Source organism: Sphingomonas panni (assembly GCF_022664435.1).
GTDB lineage: Bacteria > Pseudomonadota > Alphaproteobacteria > Sphingomonadales > Sphingomonadaceae > Sphingomonas > Sphingomonas panni.
Genome location: NZ_JAKREU010000011.1, coordinates 36,454 through 54,805, shown reverse-complemented (window position 1 = coordinate 54,805; position 18,352 = coordinate 36,454). Strand labels below are relative to the sequence as shown.

Here is an 18,352-nt window from a genome sequence, read left to right as displayed (position 1 = left end):
GCTGCTCCTAGCCCTGCTTCGACGCAAACAGCCCCGCCCCCAGCACCGCCGCCCCGACCGACAGCGCGCACGCCACGATCATCAACGCCCCGTCGCGCACCAGCAGCGCGATACCGAACGCCATGATCGCCGCCATTGGCGCGGTGCTGGCAAAGGGCAGCAGTTCGAGCGGCGGGACGGTCAGACACAGCAGGATCACCGCCACCCCCGCGACCTTGACCATCGGCCCCTTGGTCAGCGCGGGCAGCCGGCCGTGAAACCACTTGTCCATCCGTCTGGCGATCGGTCGCGTCTTGTCGGCCACCTTGACCAGCTTTTCGCCCTTCAGCCCGCGACTGGCGAGGAACCCCGGCAACCACAGATGCTTGCGTCCCAGCACCAGTTGCACCGCCAGCAGGATCATCACCACCGCCATCGCCGTCGGCAGCCCCGGTATCCCGCCGACGGGGGAGATGTCGATCAATGGGAAGATGATGAAGAACGGCCCATAGGCCCGCTGGCCCAGCGCCTCCAGCGTATCGCCCAGCTTCACCTTGTCGTCGCCGGCCTTTTCGCCCAATTCGTGCAACCGGTCGAGCACTTCGCCCACGCTGTGCGGATCGCCGCCTTTGTCGTTTTCCGCCATGCGCCTGCCAACGGATCGTTCCGCCCACGGTTCCAATCGCTCGACATGGCGGCCGGTGCGTGGCACGACCGCGCCCATGCTGAAGCTCATCATCGGGAACAAGGCCTATTCCTCCTGGTCGTTGCGCGGCTGGCTGGCGGCCAAGCTGTCGGGCCTGCCGTTCGAAGAGGTCGTCGTGCCGCTGTACGACGCCGACTGGGACAAGCGCCGCGAGGGCGACGAATTCGCGCCGTCGTCGGGCAAGGTGCCGATCCTGTGGGACGGCGACGATATCGTCGTGTGGGATAGCCTCGCGATCGTCGAATATCTGAACGAGAAGTCCGGCGGCGACAAATTCTGGCCCGCCGATCCGGCGGCGCGGGCGATGGCCCGGTCGATGGCGGCGGAAATGCATTCGGGCTTCGCGGCGCTCCGCCGCAAACACAGCATGAACGTCCGCCAGGTCTATGACCCGATGCAGCCCGACGCGGACGTCGCCGCCGACCTGTCCCGCATCTACGAGCTATGGGCGCAGGCCCGCGCCCGCTTCGGCCAGGGCGGCGACTATCTGTTCGGCGAATTCGGCGCGGCGGACATCATGTTCGCGCCGGTCGCGACGCGCATCGTCACCTATTCGCTGCCGTGCCCGCGTTTCGCGATGGGGTACATCATCACGCTGTTACAGCACCCGTGGATGCAGGACTGGATCGCCAGTGCGCAGGAAGAGGAATGGGTGCTGGAACAATATGAGCAGCCGGTAGCCTAAGCTTCTCCCCGCTTTGCGGGGAGGGGGACCAGCGCAGCTGGTGGAGGGGGGTGTCGGCATCCACTCCGGTCGCGTTGCGGGGACAGCCCCCTCCACCAGCCTTCGGCCGCCGCCCCCCCGTGCCGGGGAGGAGCCTACGCCAGAAACGCCGCGATCGCGTCGCCCAGTTCGCGCTTCACCACCGCGCTCATATGGTTGCCCGGCGTCTCGACCAGCCGCGCATCGGGCAGCAGCTCCGCCAGCGCGACGTGACTGCCGTTATCGTCATCCTCCTCGCCGGCCAGCACCAGCACCGGCTGCGCGATACGGCCAAGCTCCTCGCGCGACGTATCGACGAACGTGTCGAGAATGCCGAGCAACGCCACCGGATCGCCGCCGGTCGTCTTCAGGAACGCCTCCGCCATCCACTCCGGCGACCCACGCTCGAAGCTGCCAAGGTTCGTCAGGATGCGGCGGAAATGCGCTGCCCGCCGCCCGGTGTCGAGCAACCCTTCCAGCCCCATGCCGCTCAGCACGACCTTGCCCGGTGTCGCGCCCATCGTCACCATCCGCACCGCCGTCCTCGCGCCGAGCGAATAACCACCCAGATCATAGTCGCCCAGCCCCAGATGTTCGATCAGCGCCATGCCGTCGCGTGCCAGCGCATCGGGCGGATAGGCCGCCGCGTCGTGCGGTCGGGCGCTGTCGCCATGGGCGCGCAGGTCGGGCATGATGACCCGCCGGCCGAGCGCTGCGACCTTCTCCGCATGGCCATATTTGATCCAGTTGGTCGCCGCGTCGCTGAAATAGCCATGGATCAGCACGACCGGCCGCCCCTCACCCATTTCGTGCCAGGCGATCTCGACCCCGTCGAAGCTGGCGAAGCGGTGGGTAGTGACGGGGGGCTGCTGCACGATCCTGGGGTCCTTGAACGCGGGTTGTCGTCGCGGGATATGGGCGGACCGATCCGTTGTGTCGACCCGTCCGTCCCCTTTTGCCGCTTCACCTGCGCGCGAAAGCAAGTTAGTATCCGAAGCAACAAAAGAACATGCAGGGAGGATGCCGGCCAGACCGGAGACCGACGCCATCACCCCCGCCCTGCCCCATAGCGGCGTGCCGCACAGCCGATCCGAAGATGTCTATGCGATCATCGTCGGATGCGTGATGATCGCGCTGGGCCTCGCGATGCTCCACGCGGCCGGGCTGGTGACCGGCGGCATCGCCGGGGTCGCGCTGCTGGTATCCTATCTGGTCCCGCTGCCGACCGGCGTACTGTTCACGCTCATCAACATCCCCTTCTTCCTGTTTGCGAAGGCGGCGATGGGGTCACGTTTCATGTGGCGGACCATCGCGGTCAATGCCGGCATCGCGCTGTTCTCGACCGTGGCACGCTATGGCTTCCGCATCGTCGAGGTGCATCCCGCCTTTGCCGCCATTGCCGGCGGCACGGTGATCGGCATGGGCATTCTGGCACTGGCGCGGCACGATGCCGGGGTCGGCGGTACCGGCGTCGTCACGCTGTGGCTGCAACGCACGCGGGGCTGGAATGCCGGGCGGACTCAGATCGCCATCGACCTCCTCATTCTAGCCGCGTCGTTCGCGGTCGTCGCACCGACGAAGGTCGCCTGGTCGGCGCTGAGCGCAGCGGCGATCAGCGGCATCCTGATCGCGTGGCACCGGCCGGGACGCTATACCGGCTATTGATCGCTCAGGCGGCGATGGCGGCGACCTGTTCATGGTCGCGCAGCATCACCGATGCGCGTTCGGTCGCATAGCGGATATCCTCGGCCAGCGACCGGACTTCGCGGGCGACGACGGCAAAGCCACTGCCGGCCTCACCCGCCCGCGCCGCCTCGATCGCGGCGTTCAGCGCGACCAGCCGGGTCTGTGCGGCAATGTCGCCGATCGTCGTCACGATCGCCGCCAGCTGCGTCATGACCGACCGCAGCGCCTCCGCCTGCCCCTCCAGCCGTGCCTGAAACCGCTGCCCCTCGTCGAAACGGGCCTGCACTTCGCGTTCCAGCAGCACCTGTCGAGTCATGTCGGTCGCGATCTTGACGATCGATGAGGGGCGACCGTCGGCGTCGAGGACCGGGTTGTAGCTCGCCTGCAACCAGACATCTTGGCCCGCCCGGTCGATCCGACGATACAGCCCGCTGTCGAACGCGCCGCCGCCCAGCTTGCGCCAGAATTGCGCATATTCCGCAGAAACGCTGTCCTGCAGTCGGCAGAAGATGCGGTGATGATGCCCGCGCACCTCCGTCAGGGCATATCCCATGATGCCGAGGAACGGCTCGTTCGCCCACAGCACCGTGCCGTCGATGGCGAATTCGACGACAGCCTGCGACCGGCAGATCGCTTCCCACGTCCCGCCGTACAGCGCGCCATCCCGGATGCCCTGCATGTCCATATGCGCATATTGCGGGACGGACAGTTAAGAGGGACTTAGGGAATTCGCCGGATCGAGGGTACGATGTCGTACCCAATGGACGATCGCGCGCCTAACGGCCTGCCCGTCACCCCCGGAGCCAGCCCAGGGTGACGGGCACGTCCGCCGGTCAGTCCTTCTTCAGATGCCGGCGGCCGAGCAGTTCGGCGATCTGGACCGCGTTCAGCGCCGCGCCCTTGCGCAGATTGTCGCTGACGCACCACAGCGCCAGGCCGTTCTCGACGGTCGAATCTTCGCGCACGCGGCTGACATAGGTCGCGAAGTCGCCGACGCATTCGATCGGGGTCGCGTATCCGCCGTCCTCGCGCTTGTCGACCAGCATGATGCCGGGCGCCTCGCGCAGGATCTTCTGGGCATCTTCCGCCGACAGTTCGTTTTCCAGCTCGATATTGATCGCTTCGGAATGGCCGACGAACACCGGCACGCGGACGCAGGTCGCGGTCACCTTGATCTTGGGATCGAGGATCTTCTTCGTCTCGACCACCATCTTCCACTCTTCCTTGGTCGACCCGTCGTCGAGGAAGCTGTCGATGTGCGGGATCACGTTGAACGCGATCTGCTTGGTGAACTTCTTGGGGTCCGCGCTGTCGCCGACGAAGATGTTGCGGCTCTGCTCGAACAGCTCGTCCATCCCCGCCTTGCCCGCGCCGGACACCGACTGGTAGGTCGCGACGACGACACGCTTGATCGTCGCGGCATCGTGCAGCGGCTTCAATGCCACGACCATCTGCGCAGTGGAGCAATTGGGGTTGGCGATGATGTTACGCGCCTTGTACCCGTCGATCGCCTCCGGGTTCACTTCCGGCACGATCAGCGGCACGTCGGGGTCCATGCGGTATAGCGACGAATTGTCGATCACCGTGCACCCGGCGGCGGCGAACTTCGGCGCATAGACCTTGGTCGCCTCGCTGCCGATGGCGAACAGCGCCATGTCCCAGCCGGTCGGATCGAAATGCTCGATATTCTGGATCTTGTACTGCTTACCGGTCTCGCCGAAGTCGGCCATGTCGCCGGCCGAGCGCGACGACGCCAGCACCGCCAGATCGTCGATCGGAAACTCGCGCTCCGCCAGGATGTTCAGCATTTCGCGACCGACATTGCCGGTGGCGCCAGCGACCACTACCCGATAACCCACTTGCTTACTCCGCGATCAAATCTTGCGCGCGGAATAGCCCTTTTGCAGCTTTTGTAAAGTCGCACCGCCGCCCGGCAGGTGAGCCGGGCGGCGGAGGAACGTCACTGCTTGTCCTTCACCTGCCGGTCGAGGAAGTTCAGGATCGTCTTCCACAGATGTTCGCTGACCCCCGGCCCGCCGACGCGGTGGGTCTGTCCGGGATAGAGCATCAGCTCGAACGGCGTCGCCGACTTCTGCATCGCCGCCATCATCGCGGTGGAGTGTTCCAGCACGACGTTATCATCCGCCATGCCGTGGATCAGCAGCAACGGATCGGTGATCTTCGCCGCATCCGCGACCGCCGCCGACGTCGCATAGGCTTCGGGCACCGTGCGCGGATCGCCCATGTACCGTTCGGTATAATGGGTGTCGTACAGCTCCCAACGCGACACCGGCGCGCCCGACACGCCCGCGGCGAACACGCCCGGTGCCTTTTCGAGCATCTTCAGCGTCATATAGCCGCCATAGGACCAGCCATAGGTCGCGATCTTGTCGGGCGCGACGAACGGAAGCGTCTTCAGATAGTTCGCGCCGGCGATCTGGTCCTCGACTTCGACCGATCCCATCGCGCGATAGATCTGGTTCTCGAACGCCTTGCCGCGTTCGGGCGACCCGCGATTGTCGATCTCGAACCAGATCCATCCTTGGTCGACCAGATACTGCCGGAGCGCCCCGCCCCATGCCCGGCGCACGACCTGGCTGCCCGGCCCGCCATAATGCGAGAAGAACACCGGATAGCGCTTCCCCGGCTCCAGCTTCGGCGTAATCATGTTCCAGTGCAGCACCGATCCATCGGCCGCCTTGATCTCGCCAAACTGGGTCGGACGATGGCTGGCGACATAGGGCGCATAGGGGTGGTCGCCGGTCAGCGCATTCTCGTTGATCCACGCGATCCGCTTGGCGCTGGTATCCGCCAGATAGGTCTGCGCCGGCTGGTCGGGGTTGGAGCGGGTGACGATCAGCCGCGACGCCTTGACATCCATCGACGCGCCGTACGACCAGCCCGCCTCGGTCATCCGCGTGACATTGCCCGGCTTGTTCAGGTCGACACGGTACAGCTGCCGCTCCAGCGCGTCGTCCTTGTTCGCCAGGAAATAGACGCGGCCCTTCGCCTCGTCGACGCCCGCCAGATCGGCGACCATCCACTTGCCGCTCGTCAGCTGCGTCCACTTGCCCGCCTGCCAGCGGTACAGATGGCCGTATCCGTCACGCTCCGACCACCAGATCAGGCTGCCGTCCTTCATCAGGTGATAGGCGTCGGACAGATTGACCCAGCTTTTCGGCCCCGATTCCTCGGTGAACAGCACGCTCGACCGGCCCGTCGCCGGGTCGACCTTGAGCATGTCGAGCCTGGTCTGCGCCCGGTCCTGCCGCTGCACCAGCAGTGCCTTGCCATCGGGGGTCCAGTCGACCCGCGCCAGATAGATGTCGGGATCGGGGCCGAGGTCGACCTTCACCTTGCCCGACCCGTCCGGCTTCATCACGTACAGCTCGACCAGCACGTTCGGCGTCCCCGCCTTCGGATAACGCTGCTGATAGATGCTCGTCCCCTCGGCACCGATCGCCGAACGGGTGACGATGCCGACCGGCGCCTCGTCGAACCGCTCGACCGCGACCAGCCTGTCGTTCGGCGACCACCAGTAACCGGTGCGGCGGCTCATCTCTTCCTGCGCGACGAACTCCGCCTCGCCGAAATGGACCGTGTCCTTCCCCTCGGTGGTGAGCGCGATCTCCTTGCCGGACTTCAGGTCCAGCGCGACGAGGTTCTGGTCGCGCACGAAGCTGACATAGGTTCCCTCGGGGCTGACCACCGGGTTCAACTCGCCGCTGGTGCTGTTGGTCAGGCGACGCACGTCGCCGTCGATCGAGGCGAGATACAGGTCACCGTCCAGCGGCACGAGGATCGATTTCCCGTCGGGTGCCCAGTCATAGGCGAGAATGCCGCGCTTGCCGGTCAGCGACCGGTCGCGCTCGCGCTGCATCTTTTCCGCTTCGGACAGCGCGGCGCCGGTGCCGACCTTCTTCGAATCGACCAGCATCCGCCATTCGCGGGTGGTCGTGTCCATCGCCCACAGGTCGAACCGCTCGCGCTCGTCGGCGCGATTACGCAGCAGCGTGACGTATTTGCCGTCGGGCGACAGCTTGAGGCTCTGCGGCTGGCTGCCGTTCAGGTCGGGGCTGGCGAACACCCGCTCCAGCGTGAGGTCGCCGGGCTTTGCCGGTGTACCGGCTCCCGCCGGCTGGGCCGGTTCACTCGCCATCCCGGCCGTTCCCATTGCCAGCAACGCCGCACCCATCAACCATTTTACCATATTGCCCCGTATCCTCGCCCGGCCACTTCGCACCGGTAGTATCCATTGTTATCGCTTGGGGGACGGCGGAGGTAAATGGTTGAGTTGAGGTCGTCATCGTCGCTCCTGCGCAGGCGGGAGCCTATAGACGCTGACGCTGCGCTTCCTGCCGACACGTCAGCGTCTATGGATTCCCGCCTGCGCGGGAATGACGAACCGACCTACATGGTCTCACCGGGATCGACGCCCCATAGCCGTGACTGCTCGACATAGCCGCCACGCCCCTTCACGTCGAAGAAGCACCACGCGCCGTTACACCGCGACAGCCGGCCGACGACTCCCGGCGCCGCACGCCACACCACCGCCGCGCCCGCCTGCGGCGACGCGCGCAGTTCGATCACCTCGCGCCCGACGAAACCGGTCCGCCGGTCGCTCAGCAACCCGACCTGCAACCAGCCGCGCGTGCCGTCGGGGTCCTCGACCCGTCGCCAGTCCTGATAGATGTCCAGCACCTTGATCGGCATGTCGGCCCGGCGATAGACCCATTGCGTCGGGTAATTCTTGCCCGGACCGCTGCGCATCCGCGCCTCGCCCGCCGCGATCGACGCATAATAGGGCGTCTTGCGGCGCTGTGCATCGGCCGCCCCTGCCGCAACCATCGTCAGCACCGCCGCCACCGCGATCGATCGCCCCAAGCGCATGATATTGTCCCCGAATGTCTGTCCCTTGCCTGTATCGGCAAGCACCACCCCGCCGCAAGCCGTTGACGCCGCCTGCCCCGTTCGCCAATCCGTATGATATGGCCGCAGCATCCCCCCCGCCCCGTACCCCCCGAGTTCAGGCGACGCGGCGGTTGCCGGCAGCGACCGAGGGGCGGATGGCGACGCTGTTCGACACGGTGTTCAGCCCCGACGACCATGCCTTTTCCCGCGACGAACTGGCCGCCGCGATGGCGGATTGCGACGTGTTGGTTCCCGCCGTCACCGACGTGATCGATGCCGACCTGATCACCGCTGCGCCCGACCGGCTTCGCCTGATCGCCAATTACGGCGCGGGGGTGAACCATATCGACCTGAAGGCCGCGCACGCCCGCCGCATCATCGTCACCAATACGCCGGGCGTCCTGACCGAAGACACCGCCGACATGGTGATGGCGCTCATCCTCGCCGTGCCCCGCCGGCTGGCCGAGGGGGAAAAGCTGGTCCGCTCGGGCGAATGGAAGGGGTGGAGCCCCAGCGGGATGCTCGGCCACCGCATCGGCGGCAAGGCGCTGGGAATCGTCGGCATGGGGCGCATCGGCCAAGCCGTCGCCCGCCGCGCCCGCGCCTTCGGCCTGTCGATCCATTATCACAACCGCCACCGACTGCCCGAAGCGGTCGAAGCCGAACTCGGCGCGACGTGGCACGACGACCTCGACGAAATGCTGGGCGTCATCGACCTGCTGACGATTCACACGCCCCGCAACGCCGACAGCGAAAACCTGATCGACGCCCGCCGCATCGACCGGATGCGCCGCCACGTCTATCTCATCAACGCGTCGCGCGGCGGCATCGTCGACGAAGAAGCATTGGTCGACGCGCTCGAACGCGGCCGCCTGGCGGGTGCCGGCCTCGACGTCTGGGCGCACGAACCCGCCATCGACCCCCGGCTGCTCGCGCTGCCGAACGTCGTGATGACCCCGCATATGGGATCGGCCACGCTGGAGGGGCGCGTCGCGATGGGGGAAAAAGTCATCACCAACATCCGCGTCTGGGCCGACGGCCATCGGCCACCGGATCAGGTGCTGGACGGGTTGCGGTAGGCGAAGGTGTCATCGAGCAAGCCGCTACTTGCCCTGACTGGTCGCAAGGATAGCCTCTGGTTGCGCCTTACCTTCTGCAAGCGGGCAGGCTTGGCCGTACAGCCCAAGGCAGCAATGTATCTGCGATTTGGATTGGCACGATATCACGTTCAGATCCCTCATGATCTTCCGGACAATCGCGCACGACAGATCGCACGAGCGATCAATAGGCATCGACGGTTATTGAAGCTCGGCCACGTTGAAGGCCGCCTGTTGCAGCAAACGGGCAGGCGGGACTTCTACGCAATCCACTCGCTCGCGCGTACGGAAAAGGCCAAGCCCTGCTGATCGATCAAAACGCGTCGTTGCGGACTTTCCTACACAGTCCATGACTGCCAGAATCGCCGACGGTTTCCGCCAGGACCCGGCTCTTTGACATCACCGCTCCAAACGCCACGCAAACAGCGCACGAGTGTGAACTTAGTGAACTTTGGCCGAAAACCTCAGCTATCCAAGCCACTTAGCCATTCACCGATCATCGCCTGCCCCGCGCGCACTGCTGCCGGGCCAAGCGTGCGATATTCCTCGGTCAACGTATCCCGATGCCGGGGGCAATCGAGATAATCCAGCCACGCCTCGAACCGCGCATCCTCGCCCATCTCGGCATGGAATTGCAGCGCCAGCAGGTTCCTGCCCCGCCGGAAGCCCTGCCGATAGCGCGATGTGGTGGCCAGCAGTTCGGTGCCCTCGGGCAGGTCGAATGTGTCGCCATGCCAGTGCAGCACCGGCACCCCCGCCACATGCGCCAGCGGCGAGTCGACACCCGGCGTCAGGTCGACCGGTCCGAACCCGATCTCGCATCCGGTGCCCTTATACACCGCCGATCCAAGCGCCGCCGCGACCATCTGCGCGCCCAGACAGATGCCCAGCGTCGGCCGATCCGCGTCCAGCCGGCGGGACAGCGCGGCGATCTCGCCCGGAATCCATGGATGGTCGGCGACGTCGTACACCCCCATCGGCCCGCCCATCACGATCAACAGGTCGGGCCGGGTCAGGTCGGCATTGGCGAAGGCCGGGTCGGTCACGTCGATCCGGTCGATGACATATCCCGCCGCCTCGACCGGCGCGCGATACCCGGCGCAGCCTTCATAGGGGACGTGGCGGACGATCAGCGCGGACTTCATGCGGACAGTCTATCGCGGACAAGCTGAATGGCACCTGCAATGTTTCTTTGTGTTGCAGTGGCGCTGCTTTGGGAACTCCGGGCGACCGAAATTCATTGCCCCTGCCGTAGCGTAAAACAGGAGTAACCCCATGAAGAAGCTCGCAACCATCGCCCTCGCCCTCGCCGCCAGCAGCTCGCTCGCCGCCTGTTCGACCCTGCGCGGCGGTGCCATCGGTGCAGCGGGCGGCGCGGGTATCGCGGCGGCGACCGGCGGCAGCGTCGAAAAGGGCGCGGCAGTGGGCGGCGTCGGCGGCGCGGTGGTCGGCACCGTCGCCGACGACTGATACGGAAAGGCCGGGGCAGCGCCTATGCTACCCCGGCCCGTTACCTTCGCGTCATACCGGCAGGGATCGCCGATCAATCCCCAGTCAGGATGCGATCGACCAGCTGCTTCACGTTCGGCACGAACCCGTTCGAATAGAAGGGGTCGCGCTTGAAGTTGTACGCGGCATGCCCCGCGAACATCAAATTCTGGTCGGTCGGCCCGCCATGGGCTATGTCCTGCAACGTCTTCTGGATGCAGAAGCTGCGCGGATCGGCCAGCCGCCCGGTCGAGTTCGTCTCGCTATCGGCCCAGCTGGAAAAGCTGCACTGCGACAGGCAGCCCATGCAGTCCGCCTGATCCTTGCGGATGATGCCCTTTTCCTCAGGCGTCACGAACACCAACGTATTGTCCGGGGTCTTGAGGGCATCGGTAAAGCCGGCGCCGAACCATTCACGCGCGCGCAGCAGGTCGCCCTGCGTCACCCAGAAATTCTTCCCCTTCACGCCGACGTCCAGCTGGAAGACATGGTCGCCCGCTTCCTGTGTCGAAAAGGCGATCTGCCGTTCCGACCGCGCTTCCAGATTGCGCAGGAACGGGTTGCGGACGGCCGATGAATAGAAACCGGTCGGGCTGAACCGGTGCAGCAGCACCTCGCCCTCCTCGATCTCCATCAGCTTGGCCTTCCACTCCTCGGGGATCGGGCTTTCCTGGGTCAGCAGCGGACGGGTACCGAACTGGAACGCGATCTTGCCGAGCTCTGGATTGTCGATCCAGTCGTTCCAGTCGCGCAGATACCATACGCCGCCGGCCATCACGATCGGCACATCGTCCGAAATCCCGCCCTCGCGCATCGTCGCGCGCAGGTCGCGAACGCGGGGATAGGGGTCCTGCGGGATCAGCGGGTCCTCGGCATTGGACAGCCCGTTATGCCCGCCCGCCAGCCACGGGTCCTCGTACACGACCGCCGCGAGCCATTCCGCCGCCTTCGAATAGGCACGCTTCCACAGCGCGCGGAAGGCGCGTCCCGACGACACGATCGGCAGATAGCTGACGCCGTAGGAGGCGGTGATCTCCGACAGCTTGTACGGCATCCCCGCGCCGCAGGTGACGCCCGACACCAGACCACGGGTCCGCTCCAGCACGCCATGCAGGATGCGCTGGGCACCGCCCATTTCCCACAGCACGTTGATGTTGATCGCGCCCTTGCCGCCGGCAATCTCCCATGCGCGCCGCACCTGCTGCACCGCGCCCTCGATCGCATAGTCGATCAGTTCTTCGTGACGTTCGCGGCGGGTCAGCGCCTTGTAGACCTGCGGGATGATCTTGCCTTCGGCATCATAGCTGTCGGCATTGACCGCCGACACGGTGCCGATGCCGCCCGCCGCCGCCCAGGCTCCGGCCGAGGCGTGGTTGGTTGCGGCAACGCCCTTGCCCCCTTCGATCAGCGGCCAGACTTCGCGGCCGTTATAGACGATGGGCGACAGACCTTTGAACAACATGACCTCCAACGGGAACTTCGCAGCCGGACAGGCGCACCGCGCCACCGCATCCGGCCGTCATTACTGCCAGCCGCGCCCGAACGCGAGCAAATTGCGTGGGTAGCAACAGCGCGTGCGGTTTCGTGCGGCGTCCATCTACTCCAGCCGCTCCTATCCCAACGCCCCCGGCCGGCCGATCGCGCGCTCGTACAGCGCCTTGTACGCCGCGATCATCTTCGCCTCATCGAACTCGGCACGCGCCTTGGCCTGGTTCGCCTCGCCGACCCACCGCCGGGCGTTGGCGTCCACCGCCAGCGTCTGCAGGCGGTCACGCAGATGCACCTCGTGCCGGTCGATGCCCATGTACGGGCGGTTCTCGTCCGCCACCATCGCCATGATGTCGCCGACCGGCGGGGCGACCACCGGCAGGCCGGTCGCCATCGCCTCCATCACTGAAATCGGCTGCTGCTCGCTGCGCGACGACAGCGCGAAGATGTCGAACAGGCCCATGTAGCGATAGGGTTCGGGCAGAAAGCCGGGCAGCACGACCCGGTCGTCGATACCCATCGCCTCGGCCGCGTCGAGGATCGCCTGCCGCTCCGGCCCTTCGCCGACGATGACCAGCCGCACCTTGACGGCAATCCCGCCGACCGCGCGGACCAGCAGCGGCAGGTCCTTCACCTCGCGCAGACCCGCGACCGTGCCGATCACAATCTCACCCGGCTTGCGCTTCAGCCCCGGTATGGCATCCGCCGCGACCGGTTCGGCATAGCGTTCGACCGGAATGCCGTTGCCGATCAGGTGCAGGCGATGCTCAGGCTGCTTCCACGGCCCGCGCGCCACCTGCATCAACCGCTGCGACGGCACCACCAGCGCCTCCGCCGCGCCGAGTGCGAAGCGGCGATACAGGTTGCGCACGGGGTTCAGCCGGGTCGCCTCGTCCTCGTTGAAGCCGTCCTCGTGATGGACCACCGGCGGCGTGCCGTTGGCGAACACGCGCTTCGCCATCACCCCGTCGATCGCGCCCCAATTATAGGTAAGCACCAGATCGAACCGGCGCATATATTTCGCGATCGCCTCATAGCGTGCGACCGACGGCTTGCCGGTCAGCGGCGGCGGGTTCTGCGCGATCTCGTACCATATGTAATCGGCGATGGCGGCGCGCGCCTCGGTCCGCTCCGGCACGCCCGATACGATGGTGTGGACCGCGCGGTCGCCCCAAGCGTGCATCAGCCGGATCGCGCGCGCTTCCTTGCCGCCATAGGCGAACGACGAATGCAGGTGCAGGATGCGGACCGGCGCGCTCACGCAGCAGCCACCCGCGCCAGCAGCCGGTCGATCGCCGCGGCGGACGCCGGTTCGGTCAGGATCGGCGCATGGCCGACATCGGCGACCGTCGTCAGTTCCGCTCCCGCGACCCGCTCGACCATCGCCTCGGCCACCTGCGCGGGCAGAATGTCGGACAGGCCGCCGCGCAGGATCGCGACCGGCTTTCCGGCAAGCGCCTCATATGCCCGCCACATGTCCGGCCCCGCCTCGTTGCCCGGCACCCGGAACGGCTCGGCGATCTTCATGTCGTAATCGAGGATGATCCGTCCCGCCGAGTTCAGCCGGTGCAGCCGCTTGGCCATGTGCAGCCAGTCCTGCACCGCATAGGCGGGATAGGCATCGCCATTCCCCTCCGCCAGCGCCCGCGCCGCATGCATCCAGGTCGGGTGGCTGACCTGTTTGCCGACATAGCCGCGAATCCGCCCCAGCCCTGCCGGGTCCAGTTCCGGCCCGACATCGTTGAGCAGCGCGGCAGCGATCCGATCGCGGTCGGTCGCCGCCAGCAACATGGTCAGGATACCGCCCAGCGACGTCCCGAACGCGACGACACGGGGCAGCTCCAGCTGGTTCAGCAGCGCCTCGACATCCTGCAGATAGACCAAGGGCACATAGGTCATCGGATCGCGCGCATAGCCGCTCTCCCCGCGCCCGCGCATTTCCGGCACGATCAGCCGCCACTCGCCCGCCAATCGGTCGGCGACATCCTCCCAGTCGCGGGCGTTGCGGGTCAAGCCGTGGAGACACAGGATCGCCGGACGGTCGTCTCGTCCGCCATAGTCGCGATAATGCAGTCGGAGGCCGTCGTTCGACCACCAATAGCCATCGGTGAAGCGTTGCTTGTCCAAAAGCGCCATCGCACCCCATATCGCCGCATGGCCGAAAACCCGCAACCCGCTCGCTATCGCCCCCGTACCGATATTCTCAATTTGGGAGGCGCCTTCTACGACGCCGTACCCGCGGCGACGTTTCCCCAGCATGTGCTGCGGTTCCGGAACGACCGGGCGGCAGCGGAGATCGGGATCGTGCCCCATGACCGTACCCCCGCGCAGGCGGGGGTCCAGAGTCAGGCAGAATCACATACAGCGATCGAAACCCCAGATCCCCGCCCTCGCGAGGATACGCTGGCCCTGTCCGATCCCCAATGGATCGACCATTTCGGCCGCTTCACCCCCCTCCCCGGCAGCCTCCCCGCCCCCCTCGCGCTGCGCTATCACGGCCACCAGTTCCAGGCGTACAACCCCGACATCGGCGACGGGCGCGGGTTTTTGTTCGCGCAGGCGACCGATCATCGCGACCGCCTGCTCGACCTCGGCACCAAGGGATCGGGCCAGACGCCCTACAGCCGTTTCGGCGACGGGCGCCTGACGTTGAAGGGCGGCGTGCGCGAGGTGCTGGCTACCGAGATGCTGGAGGCGCTGAACGTCCCGACCTCACGCAGTTTCTCACTGATCGAGACGGGCGAGGCGTTGACGCGCGGCGACGAACCCTCGCCCACCCGGTCGGCGGTGCTGGTTCGGCTGAACCACAGCCATGTCCGCATCGGCACGTTCCAGCGGCTCGCCTATGAACGCGATGCGGACGCGATGCGCCGGCTGGTCGACTATGTCCTGACCCCCCTCTACCATCGCACGCCGGGCAGCGAACCGGCGATCGAACTGTTCGACGAAGCGGTCGGGCGCATCGCCACGCTCGCCGCACGGTTCATGGCGGCCGGGTTCGTCCACGGCGTCCTCAATACCGACAACATCAACCTGACCGGCGAAAGCTTCGACTACGGCCCCTGGCGGTTCGCGCCGACCTGGGACGCGGGGTTCACCGCTGCCTATTTCGACCATCACGGCCTCTACGCCTATGGCCGGCAGCCCGATGCGATGCACTGGAACGCGATGCAACTGGCGGTCGCGCTGCGCACCGTGGTCGATGCGCCACAGCTGATCGCGATCCTCGAAACCTATCCCGAACGCTACGCACGGGCGGCGGCGGAGGCGGTGCTGTGGCGGCTAGGCGTGACCCCGCGCGGCGACGCGGAGGATCGCGCGCTCGCCGATGCCGTTACGCGGGCACTGGCGCAGTCGCAGATGCCGCTCGACAGCTTCTATCATCAGGCATTCGGCGGCTGGCTGCCCGAGGGCCAGCAATGGTCGGCGTTCGAGGAGGTCCGCGCCCGCCTGTCCGACTATCGCCCCCGCACCGGGCGGACCCATGGCTATTGGAGCGATCCGGCCCCCTGTTCGATGCTGATCGACGAAGTGGAGGCGATATGGTCCCGTATCGCCGAGGCCGACGACTGGTCGCCGTTCGATGCAAAAGTTGCCGCGATCCGCCGGATGGGCGACGCACTTACCTGATATCAACCATATCGTCCGCAAACTGGCGTCGTGCCGCATTCTGGTTCAAGGATGCGGCAAATCAGGAACCGGACGACCAGAAGATGCCCGAACTCGTTTCGACCGAACCCGCGACCGGCGCGACGCTGTGGCGCGGGACGATCGGCAATGTCGATACCGAAGTCGCCGCCGCCCGTGCCGGATGGGCGGGATGGGCGTCGCGACCGCTCGCCTATCGTGTCGAGGCACTACGGCGCTTTGCCAACGTCGTGCGCAGTCGTTCCGAACCCTTTGCCGACGTCATCGCCCGTGAGACTGGCAAGCCGCTCTGGGAAGCGCGGACCGAAGTCGAAACCGTCGTCAGCAAGGTCGACATCTCGATCAGCGCCTATGCCGAACGCAGCAGCCAGCGGCGGCTGGAGTCGCCGATGAACGCGCGAACCGCGCTTCGGCACAAGCCGCATGGCGTGCTGGCGGTGCTCGGGCCGTACAACTTCCCGGCGCACCTGCCCAATGGCCATATCGTCCCGGCACTGATCGCCGGGAACGCAGTGGTGTTCAAGCCGTCCGAAAAGACGCCGGCCAGCGGCGATTTCCTCGTCGACTGTTACCGGGCGAGCGGCGTGCCGGAGGATTGCGTCCGCCTGCTGATCGGCGGCCCGGACGAAGGGCGCGCGCTGTCCGCGCATCCCGATATCGACGGCCTGCTGTTCACCGGATCGTCGCGCACCGGCATCGCGCTCAACCGCCAGTTCGCCGAGACGCCCGAGAAGATTCTCGCGCTGGAGATGGGCGGCAACAATCCGATCATCGTGTGGAACACGCCCGACCTTTATGCCGCCGCCGTGCTGGTGGTGCAGTCGGCCTTCACCTCCGCCGGACAGCGCTGCACCGCCGCGCGGCGGCTGATCGTCGAGCGACGCCTTGCGGAACCGCTGCTGGCGGAAATCAACCGGTTGACCGAACGGCTCATCATCGGCGAACCCCATGCCGATCCGGCCCCATTCATGGGCCCGGTGATCGACAACGAAGCTGCAGACCAGCTGACCGAGAGCTTTCTGTCGCTGTCGGCACGGGGCGGTCGCCCGCTGCGTTTCATGCAGCGGCTCGTCGAGGGGCGACCGTTCCTGACCCCCGGTATCATCGACATGTCGGACACCAGCGAACGGGCTGATATCGAACTGTTCGGCCCGTTGTTGCAGGTGTTCCGTGTCGACAGTTTCGACGATGCCATCGCAGAGGCGAACAACACCCGCTACGGCCTGTCGGCATCGCTCATCTCGCACGATCCCCAGCTCTACGACCGGTTCTGGGCCAATATCCGGGCCGGCATCGTCAACTGGAACCGCCCGACCAACGGCGCTTCGTCCGGCGCGCCGTTCGGCGGGATCGGCCTGTCGGGCAACCACCGCCCGTCCGCCTATTACGCCGCCGATTACTGCGCCTATCCAGTGGTGTCGGCCGAAGCGGAACAGGCCCGCGCGTCGATCGGCATCGGGCTGCGGAACGAATAGGTCGCGCATCCGCTAAACAATCCCTACCCCGCCCCCAAGCAAGCGTCGGTTGCCTGAACGGGGGCGCGGTCGCATCTACGCCGGCATGGCTAGCTTACTCGATCCGAACGCGCGCGGGCGCGTCATCCTTGTCGGCGCAGGTCCGGGCGATCCGGGGCTGCTGACCGTTCGCGCCGTCGAGGCGCTGAAGAGCGCCGATGTCGTCGTCCATGACGGGCTGATCGATCCGCGCGTCCTCGACCTCGCCCCCGCCGGCGCGCAGCGCATCTCCGTCGCCAAGCAGCGGGCGCGCCACACCCTGCCGCAGGAATCGATCAACGCGCTGATCGTGGCCCATGTGAAGACCGGTGCGATCGTCGTGCGGCTGAAGGGCGGCGACCCGTTCATCTTCGGTCGCGGCGGCGAAGAGGTCGAGGCGGTGCGTGCCGCCGGCCTGCCGGTCGAGGTCATTCCCGGCGTTTCCGCCGCACTGGGCTGTGCCGCGGGCGCGATGCTGCCGCTGACGCACCGCGACTGGTCGTCGGCGGTCAGCTTCGTCGCCGGCCAATGCAAGGGGTTGAGCGAACAGGACTGGTCAGGCCTTGCCGGACAGGGCCGTACGCTGGTGATCTACATGGGTGTCGCCACCGCCGAAGCCATTGCCGACAAGCTGATGGCCGATGGCGTCGCGCCCGACATGCCCGTCGCGGTGCTGGAGCGCGGCACCTATGCCGACGCCCGCGCGCTGCGCACCCTGCTCGCCGATCTCGGCCCGATGGTCGCGCGCGAGGATGTGAAAAGCCCCGCGGTGATTGTCGTCGGCGAAGTCGTGCAACTGGCCGATGCCGAGGACAAGCTTGGTTCTTGGGCGAAGGCAGCGGAGGCATTGGCATGAAATTGCTGACCGGAAACGACCTCGCCAGCGGCGACGTGACCTGGTGGACCGGCAGCGACTGGTCGCGCCATGTCGAGGACGCCGCCGATGTCGGCGAGGATGGCGAACGCATCGCGCTGATCGAGGAAGCCGCACGGCGGGTCAACGTGCCCTATGTGATCGACGCGGTTGCGACGCCCGATGGCCCCCGCCCCGCACATATCAAGGACCGTATCCGCGCGCTCGGCCCCACGGTGCGGTCCGACCTGACGCTGAAACCCGCCGACCCCGATGCAGGGGCATGGGTGATATAGATCC

At 66.4% G+C, this 18,352-nt stretch carries 18 protein-coding genes; 8 read left to right on the top strand and 10 right to left on the bottom strand.

Translation table 11 applies throughout. The features are described 5' to 3' along the window. Positions 1–7: 7 nt before the first annotated feature. On the bottom strand, positions 8–625 hold the full coding sequence (locus tag MF609_RS17365; protein WP_242417404.1) for an exopolysaccharide biosynthesis protein: 618 nt from the start codon (positions 623–625) through the stop codon (positions 8–10). Between the two features lie 79 nt (positions 626–704). Between MF609_RS17365 and MF609_RS17360 the strand changes: the two genes are divergently transcribed. Further along, entirely contained in the window at positions 705–1,370 is a 666-nt protein-coding gene (locus tag MF609_RS17360; RefSeq protein ID WP_242417468.1) for a glutathione S-transferase family protein, read from the top strand. A gap of 134 nt (positions 1,371–1,504) precedes the next feature. On the opposite strand, the gene MF609_RS17355 is transcribed toward MF609_RS17360, so the two are convergent. Beyond that, positions 1,505–2,263, bottom strand: a complete 759-nt coding sequence (locus tag MF609_RS17355; protein WP_419723117.1) for an alpha/beta fold hydrolase — start codon at positions 2,261–2,263, stop codon at positions 1,505–1,507. 145 nt (positions 2,264–2,408) lie between these two features. Here MF609_RS17355 and MF609_RS17350 point away from each other — a divergent pair, with 145 nt between their 5' ends. Beyond that, positions 2,409–3,053 (top strand): DUF6198 family protein, encoded by a 645-nt coding sequence (locus MF609_RS17350; protein WP_242417403.1) that lies wholly within the window; start codon positions 2,409–2,411, stop codon positions 3,051–3,053. A 4-nt stretch (positions 3,054–3,057) separates the two neighbouring features. Here the strand turns inward: MF609_RS17350 and MF609_RS17345 are convergent, their stop codons facing one another. The 4 genes from MF609_RS17345 to MF609_RS17330 all read right to left on the bottom strand — a co-directional run bounded on the left by MF609_RS17345 (position 3,058) and on the right by MF609_RS17330 (position 7,964). Beyond that, entirely contained in the window at positions 3,058–3,753 is a 696-nt protein-coding gene (locus MF609_RS17345) for a methyl-accepting chemotaxis protein (RefSeq protein WP_242417402.1), read from the bottom strand. 154 nt (positions 3,754–3,907) lie between these two features. Next, positions 3,908–4,933 carry an aspartate-semialdehyde dehydrogenase gene (locus tag MF609_RS17340; protein ID WP_242417401.1) on the bottom strand — a complete coding sequence of 342 codons (1,026 nt, stop codon included), beginning with the start codon at positions 4,931–4,933 and terminating at the stop codon, positions 3,908–3,910. Between the two features lie 101 nt (positions 4,934–5,034). Then, a complete protein-coding gene (locus tag MF609_RS17335; RefSeq protein ID WP_419723116.1) occupies positions 5,035–7,284 on the bottom strand; it encodes a S9 family peptidase in 2,250 nt (749 codons plus the stop codon). 200 nt (positions 7,285–7,484) lie between these two features. Beyond that, a complete protein-coding gene (locus tag MF609_RS17330) occupies positions 7,485–7,964 on the bottom strand; it encodes an SH3 domain-containing protein (RefSeq protein ID WP_242417400.1) in 480 nt (159 codons plus the stop codon). A 98-nt stretch (positions 7,965–8,062) separates the two neighbouring features. Here MF609_RS17330 and MF609_RS17325 point away from each other — a divergent pair, with 98 nt between their 5' ends. After that, the gene (locus MF609_RS17325; RefSeq protein WP_242417399.1) at positions 8,063–9,064 is read left to right on the top strand and encodes a 2-hydroxyacid dehydrogenase; all 1,002 of its coding nucleotides are present in this window, start codon (positions 8,063–8,065) and stop codon (positions 9,062–9,064) included. Between the two features lie 482 nt (positions 9,065–9,546). Here MF609_RS17325 and MF609_RS17320 read toward each other — a convergent pair whose 3' ends face one another. After that, positions 9,547–10,227, bottom strand: a complete 681-nt coding sequence (locus MF609_RS17320) for a glutamine amidotransferase-related protein (protein WP_242417398.1) — start codon at positions 10,225–10,227, stop codon at positions 9,547–9,549. A 130-nt stretch (positions 10,228–10,357) separates the two neighbouring features. Between MF609_RS17320 and MF609_RS17315 the strand changes: the two genes are divergently transcribed. Next, positions 10,358–10,552 (top strand): hypothetical protein, encoded by a 195-nt coding sequence (locus MF609_RS17315; protein WP_242417397.1) that lies wholly within the window; start codon positions 10,358–10,360, stop codon positions 10,550–10,552. A gap of 73 nt (positions 10,553–10,625) precedes the next feature. Here MF609_RS17315 and MF609_RS17310 read toward each other — a convergent pair whose 3' ends face one another. From MF609_RS17310 to MF609_RS17300, 3 genes are all read right to left on the bottom strand, one after another. Further along, positions 10,626–12,029 carry an NAD(P)H-dependent flavin oxidoreductase gene (locus MF609_RS17310; RefSeq protein ID WP_242417465.1) on the bottom strand — a complete coding sequence of 468 codons (1,404 nt, stop codon included), beginning with the start codon at positions 12,027–12,029 and terminating at the stop codon, positions 10,626–10,628. A 153-nt stretch (positions 12,030–12,182) separates the two neighbouring features. Continuing rightward, positions 12,183–13,319 carry a glycosyltransferase gene (locus MF609_RS17305; RefSeq protein WP_242417396.1) on the bottom strand — a complete coding sequence of 379 codons (1,137 nt, stop codon included), beginning with the start codon at positions 13,317–13,319 and terminating at the stop codon, positions 12,183–12,185. Beyond that, the gene (locus MF609_RS17300) at positions 13,316–14,194 is read right to left on the bottom strand and encodes an alpha/beta fold hydrolase (RefSeq protein WP_242417395.1); all 879 of its coding nucleotides are present in this window, start codon (positions 14,192–14,194) and stop codon (positions 13,316–13,318) included. The genes MF609_RS17305 and MF609_RS17300 overlap by 4 nt, the downstream gene beginning before the upstream one ends. A gap of 18 nt (positions 14,195–14,212) precedes the next feature. On the opposite strand from MF609_RS17300, the gene MF609_RS17295 reads away from it, so the two are divergent. The 4 genes from MF609_RS17295 (at position 14,213) to MF609_RS17280 (ending at position 18,348) form a co-directional block, all read left to right on the top strand. Then, a complete protein-coding gene (locus tag MF609_RS17295; RefSeq protein ID WP_242417394.1) occupies positions 14,213–15,688 on the top strand; it encodes a protein adenylyltransferase SelO family protein in 1,476 nt (491 codons plus the stop codon). 83 nt (positions 15,689–15,771) lie between these two features. After that, positions 15,772–17,181, top strand: a complete 1,410-nt coding sequence (gene astD / locus MF609_RS17290; RefSeq protein WP_242417393.1) for a succinylglutamate-semialdehyde dehydrogenase — start codon at positions 15,772–15,774, stop codon at positions 17,179–17,181. A gap of 85 nt (positions 17,182–17,266) precedes the next feature. Then, on the top strand, positions 17,267–18,055 hold the full coding sequence (cobA, locus tag MF609_RS17285; protein ID WP_242417392.1) for a uroporphyrinogen-III C-methyltransferase: 789 nt from the start codon (positions 17,267–17,269) through the stop codon (positions 18,053–18,055). Next, on the top strand, positions 18,052–18,348 hold the full coding sequence (locus MF609_RS17280) for a DUF2849 domain-containing protein (RefSeq protein ID WP_242417391.1): 297 nt from the start codon (positions 18,052–18,054) through the stop codon (positions 18,346–18,348). The genes cobA and MF609_RS17280 overlap by 4 nt, the downstream gene beginning before the upstream one ends. The last annotated feature ends 4 nt before the right edge of the window (positions 18,349–18,352 follow it).

Bases quoted from the DNA above. Each gene is read 5' to 3' on its own strand.
- MF609_RS17365 (WP_242417404.1), bottom strand. From the start codon at position 625: ATGGCGGAAAACGACAAAGGCGGCGATCCGCACAGCGTGGGCGAAGTG.
- MF609_RS17350 (WP_242417403.1), top strand. From the start codon at position 2,409: ATGCCGGCCAGACCGGAGACCGACGCCATCACCCCCGCCCTGCCCCAT.
- MF609_RS17345 (WP_242417402.1), bottom strand. From the start codon at position 3,753: ATGCAGGGCATCCGGGATGGCGCGCTGTACGGCGGGACGTGGGAAGCG.
- MF609_RS17335 (WP_419723116.1), bottom strand. From the start codon at position 7,284: ATGGTAAAATGGTTGATGGGTGCGGCGTTGCTGGCAATGGGAACGGCC.
- MF609_RS17330 (WP_242417400.1), bottom strand. From the start codon at position 7,964: ATGCGCTTGGGGCGATCGATCGCGGTGGCGGCGGTGCTGACGATGGTT.
- MF609_RS17325 (WP_242417399.1), top strand. From the start codon at position 8,063: ATGGCCGCAGCATCCCCCCCGCCCCGTACCCCCCGAGTTCAGGCGACG.
- MF609_RS17320 (WP_242417398.1), bottom strand. From the start codon at position 10,227: ATGAAGTCCGCGCTGATCGTCCGCCACGTCCCCTATGAAGGCTGCGCC.
- MF609_RS17315 (WP_242417397.1), top strand. From the start codon at position 10,358: ATGAAGAAGCTCGCAACCATCGCCCTCGCCCTCGCCGCCAGCAGCTCG.
- MF609_RS17300 (WP_242417395.1), bottom strand. From the start codon at position 14,194: ATGGCGCTTTTGGACAAGCAACGCTTCACCGATGGCTATTGGTGGTCG.
- MF609_RS17295 (WP_242417394.1), top strand. From the start codon at position 14,213: ATGGCCGAAAACCCGCAACCCGCTCGCTATCGCCCCCGTACCGATATT.
- astD (WP_242417393.1), top strand. From the start codon at position 15,772: ATGCCCGAACTCGTTTCGACCGAACCCGCGACCGGCGCGACGCTGTGG.
- cobA (WP_242417392.1), top strand. From the start codon at position 17,267: ATGGCTAGCTTACTCGATCCGAACGCGCGCGGGCGCGTCATCCTTGTC.
- MF609_RS17280 (WP_242417391.1), top strand. From the start codon at position 18,052: ATGAAATTGCTGACCGGAAACGACCTCGCCAGCGGCGACGTGACCTGG.